The sequence below is a fragment of the Odoribacter sp. genome, from assembly GCF_985060555.1.
On record NZ_CFKYFN010000110.1, the window covers coordinates 156,629 to 162,628 of the forward strand.

The window sequence follows — 6,000 nt, forward strand, 5'->3', positions numbered from 1 at the left end:
TCATTCCGGTGCTTCGAAAAGAGTTGGAAAGCGTTGGAATGGCTTTTTTGTGAGTATTTCGCTATCTTTGTTGTTTCATCGAAGGGCGTATTATGAAGAAATATGGTGTTGACAGAGATAAAGAGAGCTGTAAACTGCTGCAAGCAATGCCGGAGGAAGGGTTTCGTCTGCTGTTCGGTAGGTAGCATATATAATTGTGTGTGTATGTCGTATGGTTGACCGAATAAATTGTACACATTTCGTTTTATAAATGTGCACGATTCATTTTGCAAATTATAGTTTTTATAGCAGTAAATTTAAGATTTATAATTCGCTACTACAAAAATAAGTCGCCCTTTACTCACTTAGGGGAGAGAATGAGCAGTTTGTAAGGATAAGCCAGTATTCGTTGACTATACGGTGAAAAATACTAAAATAGGCAGTTATATACATATTTGTGCTTATAAATACCTGTTTTTATTCTGCAATTCGAACTTTAAGATAAAATTTTCAACAGAAAATCCGAAGGATTTTATCGCAACAGAATTTTCGGTTCTCTAAGTAATGATGAAGGAATTCTAAACAATAAATGTCTGCATCTTAAATAGTTCCAGCGGTTTCAATAGTTAAAAAGGTCCCCTAAAGATTAATTTTAACTACTGTAACCGTTGTAACTAAAAAAACGTTTAGGCTTGACGTCTGTCTAGCTGTAATCTTTTTAATATGTCGGATAATTCCCGTAAAACATTCGCATAAAATATCCTCCGAAGATAATTCCCAGGATGATCCAAACCAGAATAAGTATTAATGCAGCCTTTGCCCAATTGGCTTTTGTAGGATTAGTACCGTTACTGAAAGCCCAGACAAACAGCATGATAATATTAACGATCGGGATCATTGTCAAAATCAGTGAGATAATCCAGTTTCCGATAGATATCGGTGAATAAATTGCGGCAGGTTTGTATTCTTCTTGCATACGATTAAAATTTATTGATTCGTTTCAATGGTTTTAACGTTAGAACCCGGTTTAGGGTTAGGTGACTTTTCGGAATTTAATAAAGTCTGTGGTCTCTTTTTAACGAACCTTCGGTTCCGGCCGGCCGTATCAGCGACTGTTGAAAAAGCACCCGCAGGGTTCAAGGACTTTATAAAACATTTAATTCTGGATTTTAGTTGTTTAGAAATTTTCGGTTTGCTGAGATTTACTCCGTTCTTGTTGAGAGGATTTGCAGTTCCTGTTAAAAAACTTTAGTCGTTGATTCGAATTGAAGGCTAAGCAACGAAACCGTTTCCTTTTTCTGGGTAGAGAAATCGAATTTAAAATTCGGTCTCTATATAAATGAATTTATTCTATCTTTGTAAACCATTTATTGGCTAGTGAATAAAGATCTCCATAAATACAGTGACGCAGAGTTGTTGAGCTTTTATCGCCGTACTCGGAAACCGGACTATTTAATCGGGTTGTACGAGCGTTATATGCCTTTGGTATACGGCGTGGCTTTGAAGTATCTGAAGAATGTACCGGATGCTCAGGATGCTGTGATGCAGATTTGGGAAGAGCTGTTCGAAAAAGTATTGCATCACGACATACAGGTATTTAAAGCCTGGTTGTATAGTTGTGTGCGCAATTATTGCTTGATGGAATTGCGACGGCGGAGTGGAAATAATTTTGTCGGATTAGACGAAAAATTTATGGAATTTTGCGATGACTTTAATCTTGAATACAGCAGAGAGACCGACCGGCAGGAGAAAGCATTACAGGAGTGTATGGAAGCTTTGCCTGAGAAACAACGGCTTTGCATTCGTTATTTTTTTATGGATGAACTGTCTTATAAAGAAATCGGGCAAACTTCGGGTTTTACTTTGAAGATGGTCAAGAGCTTTATACAAAATGGAAAACGTAATTTGCAATTGTGTCTCGAACGAAAAGGAATAAAGGCCAATGAGTAGACAAAGCGACATATGGGAATATCTTCAGGGAGAAAGAACCGGAAAGCGAGCTAACCGGTTCGAACGGGAGATGTTGTCCGATCCTTTTTTGTATGAAGCTGTCGAAGGATTGACTACTGTGAAGGCGGATCATGAGAAAATCGTACAGCAGTTGCAAAAACGAATGAAGAAAAGGGAAGGGAATAAGACTGTGCGTTTATATCGCTGGGTGGCAGCGGCTTCTTTGCTGTTGTTGGCGGGACTTGCGGTTATCTTGATGAACAGGAGTGCCCTTCGGCAACAAGAAGTTGTCGTGGCAGAAATGGATAAAAGTGAACCGATTATTCGTCCGGATAGTTTACAATTGATGGCGGCACAGCTGGATGAACGAGGTGTGACCGATACCGTAACTCTGCCTGTACGGAAGATTATCGGGAAAATAGCTGGGAAAGAACAAGTATTTTACCGACAAGTGCAAGCTGTTGAGGATATGGATTCGGAATCCGATGAATCCGGAAGTGCGGATGTATTGTCGGAGCCTGTAGCGATGGCCGTCACAAACGAAGCGGCTAGGCAAGCGTTTGACTCTTGTGTTCTGAAACCGGCCGATCTTCGGCGGAAACAGCCGATAACCGGATATGCAGTGACTTTGCCTAAGGCAGATACCCAAAAGAAAGATAAAAAGAAAAAAAACGATGCCGATGCCGTAGGAACGAAATCTGTATACTTGGATAGCCTTATGTTGGAAAAAAATACCCGTAAAGAGCGTCGGACAAGGATTGTCCATACGAAAAGCAGAGGAGCAGGTGAGAGGAAATTCAGACAAGAAGTTGTCATAGATCATGCCGGATGGATGAAAGAATTCAACCGTTATGTAGCGGATTCTTTGCGTTATCCCGAAGATGCCCGTTTGGAAAAACTGCAAGGCGAGATACAATTGACCGTGCGCTTGAATCGAAAAGGTTTACCTGCCCGGATCAAACTCATTCAACGTTTATCGCCTTCATGCAACCGTGAGGCAATTCGTTTGGTAGAAGAATATCCCGGTAAATGGGAAAATACAGAAAAGGAAATTTTATTGACAATCCCGTTCAAACTTCCTGTTACAGAGTAAGTCTAATCCAACATTAAGTTCATATAGGGCCTTGCTTCCCGGAATAATCGGTTTAAAGGAGCCGGTAAGCTATCAGGATGATATCCCAATAAGGCTTGGGTGAGGACCGGAATATCCGTTTCACTGTCGATCGGTCCGGAAATTTGGTCTGTGTGTATACAATTCCCGCCGGCAATGGTGTATATTCCGTTATTGGACGGTACTTGAGGATCGTTCAGCTTGAGCGTGAAAGCGACTTCCGGATGAAGCCGGGCAAAATATTGCAACATTTGTGGGGCATGTGTCAGACGGGCCATACCCAGACTGATGTTACCTGAAACTGCAGGGAGAGTTTTGTAAACTAAGGTCTTGTCAGGCCAAAAGGCATGAATGTTCTGTAGGAGTTCTGTCTTCTCCTGTTCGGTGTCGAATAACAATTCTTTGACACAAACCCTGTCCTTTTCAGGTATAGCCAACGCCCAACCGGTCGGTACATTTTGGCGGTAAGTAGCCCAGAGTTGTCCTTCCGACAGGTAAGCTTCTTCGACAATGGTAATATAATCGTTATAAGGATGTTGGATACAATAATTCCTTTTACTCATCTCCTGGTCGAAATAGGGAAATAAATTCCGGGCAAAGTTTGCGTCGAAACGATCGGAAGTAGTGAGTGAAAGAGTATGGGGTATAGTTTGATTAGCAGGGGTATAAGTGTGAAGGGCATAATCGAAGACGGTAACATATCCTTGGCCTGCATAATAACCGAATAACCAATCTTCAGCCGGAATCAGGGTGCTGAAGGCAATCCCGCGGTCGTACATCTCCTGCAAAGCATTTTGGAGGAGCAGGGTCATAAAGCCCCGGTTGCGGACATCGGGTAGGGTACATGCTCCCGAGATATAAGATGTATCGACCGTGACATTTTCCCAACGCATGGGATAAGGAAGCATTTGCAGGGCTGACAGGGCTTTCCCGTTTTCTTCGTAAATCAGTGAGTTGGCGTCGCTATACTTTCGTTCGAAGTAAAACCGAATGAATTCGTCCGTGTCTTCAAAACACCGGCGCCATAATTCCATAACTTGCTGTTTTTTATTCATCTATCCGGATTTAGTGTTTTCAAATGGCCTGTCTTTTGATGGCTTTCGTCTTTTCGAGTAATAATACAGGATGATAAGAGAGTTTTGCCTGGCGGAGACCGGGAATACCCAGATCTTCTTCACGGTTCAGGTAAATGTATTGTTCCGGTAGATGTGATGCAAATTCCTGGTTGATCGCACTGTAAATACCGTCGATATTGATATCTGCTTTTTCATAATGCACCCCGAAGGTGTTGTGGCTGATAGGGGCTCCGAAAGTGAAAGCTGCAATCTTGCCGTCGACACTGATCACAGCGCCTGTCAAATCCAGTTCTTCGAAATGATGTAAGGCATAAGTCAAAGCACGCCGTTCGTTCCGGATGTTTTCGTTTTCGATATAGCCGTGTTTCATACACCATTCCGATTCGAACTGTAAGCATACCGGAATAAGGTCCGGGGTTAGCGGCTCATAGTTGTATCGGTACTCTTTCCTGAATTTATTGACATGATTCCGTTTGGGCTGATAATGCTTGCCTTTTAATTCGGCCAGATCCTGACGACGGTAAATATAATCGAAATAATCCCGGTTGCTCGTATATTCGAATAAAGTGGGGAAGTATTGCTCCAGTTTATCTTGTATCTTCGGTTGTACTCCCCGTAAACACAACGGTTCGTTTTCAGAGAGGGCACACGCCTCTAAAGCTTCGATAACCGGAATCGGACTTCCTTCTCCCAAAGGCATGAAATATTCATGGTTGCCTTCAGAAGTGACGAAACGAATCACTAAATGATCCTCGATAAGGGCATAACTGGATTCCGTCATGAAATGCCAACTGCATAAATTAGCAAAGGAAAAGTCGCAGTCTTGTTCGTCCGAAGGAAGTATAAACGAGGTAAGTAATTCTTTATCAGTTGTTGCGATCGGTTTAAAATCAATCATATGTTATTCTGTTTTATGATGCGAAAATATTTTATTTTTAGTAGAAATAGCTCTTAATCTGTATATTTTTATATGCAAACGAATTCAAGTATAAAAATGTTTTAAAATTTCAGGAAGGATTGACGGGGAAAATGGATAAAACGATAGCAGTGGATAGAGTTTTACAAACTGATTACATTTCAAACCTATTTTTCCGAGTTTTGTCAAATGGTTTTGCAACAAGGGTAGGAAAGTCTGCGTTTAATTAAGGAAGATACTTTGAAATTATTTGTTTTGTGATAATACAGAAAACTATGGAAGCAAAAAAACAACTCAAACATTTGATTATTTATTGTAATCCGAACCCTAAATCTTTGAGTGCAGTTTATAAAGAGGCGGTGATGGAATTGACAGAAATGTCCGGAAATGCAATGAATGTCCGGGATTTGTATAATATCGGTTTTCATCCGGTTTTAGAGCAATCCGATTTCGATGCGGTAAAACACGGTCAAATTCCGGAAGAAGTGAAAGTAGAACAGGATTATATCCAGTGGGCTGATTTATTGACTTTTATATATCCGATTTGGTGGACCGGTATGCCTGCTCTGATGAAAGGATATATCGACCGGGTATTTACCAAAGGATTTGCTTATAATATGGATGAGGAAGGGCAGTTACAGGGGCTCCTGGCAGGTAAAAAGGTCGTTATCCTCAATAACATGGGATTTCCTTATGATTATTATGACAAGATTGGAATGTTGCAATCGATGAAACAAACTTCCGATCAGGGAATTTTTGAATTTTGTGGAATAGAAGTTGCAGAACATCGCTTTTTCGGACACTTAGACGGTTCTTCGAAAAGCGAACGGGAAGCTCATGTTAATGTGTTGAAGCTGATTTATGATAAGTTGCTGAGTTAATAGAGTTGCTGAGTTAATAGAGTTGCTGAGTTAATAGAGTTGCTGAGTTAATAGAGTTGCTGAGTTAATAGAGTTGCTGAGTTAATA

Annotated in this window: 6 protein-coding genes; 3 read left to right on the forward strand and 3 right to left on the reverse strand. The window is 40.9% G+C overall.

All coding sequences use genetic code 11. From position 1 onward, the window contains the following. Positions 1-697: 697 nt before the first annotated feature. Positions 698-955, reverse strand: a complete 258-nt coding sequence (locus AC5RDS_RS15785; RefSeq protein ID WP_013611971.1) for a hypothetical protein — start codon at positions 953-955, stop codon at positions 698-700. 401 nt (positions 956-1,356) lie between these two features. Between AC5RDS_RS15785 and AC5RDS_RS15790 the strand changes: the two genes are divergently transcribed. Both AC5RDS_RS15790 and AC5RDS_RS15795 read left to right on the forward strand, forming a co-directional pair. Then, positions 1,357-1,929, forward strand: coding sequence for an RNA polymerase sigma factor (locus AC5RDS_RS15790; RefSeq protein ID WP_013611969.1), 573 nt, complete (start codon positions 1,357-1,359; stop codon positions 1,927-1,929). Continuing rightward, the gene (locus tag AC5RDS_RS15795; RefSeq protein WP_118108331.1) at positions 1,922-3,022 is read left to right on the forward strand and encodes an energy transducer TonB; all 1,101 of its coding nucleotides are present in this window, start codon (positions 1,922-1,924) and stop codon (positions 3,020-3,022) included. Before AC5RDS_RS15790 ends, AC5RDS_RS15795 begins: the two co-directional genes overlap by 8 nt. 2 nt (positions 3,023-3,024) lie before the next feature. On the opposite strand, the gene AC5RDS_RS15800 is transcribed toward AC5RDS_RS15795, so the two are convergent. After that, positions 3,025-4,074 (reverse strand): GNAT family N-acetyltransferase, encoded by a 1,050-nt coding sequence (locus tag AC5RDS_RS15800; RefSeq protein ID WP_494222405.1) that lies wholly within the window; start codon positions 4,072-4,074, stop codon positions 3,025-3,027. 40 nt (positions 4,075-4,114) lie between these two features. Continuing rightward, complete coding sequence (locus AC5RDS_RS15805; protein WP_013611966.1) at positions 4,115-5,014, reverse strand: DUF2156 domain-containing protein; 900 nt, start codon at positions 5,012-5,014, stop codon at positions 4,115-4,117. A gap of 293 nt (positions 5,015-5,307) precedes the next feature. Here AC5RDS_RS15805 and AC5RDS_RS15810 point away from each other — a divergent pair, with 293 nt between their 5' ends. Then, on the forward strand, positions 5,308-5,913 hold the full coding sequence (locus tag AC5RDS_RS15810; RefSeq protein WP_087382809.1) for an NAD(P)H-dependent oxidoreductase: 606 nt from the start codon (positions 5,308-5,310) through the stop codon (positions 5,911-5,913). The last annotated feature ends 87 nt before the right edge of the window (positions 5,914-6,000 follow it).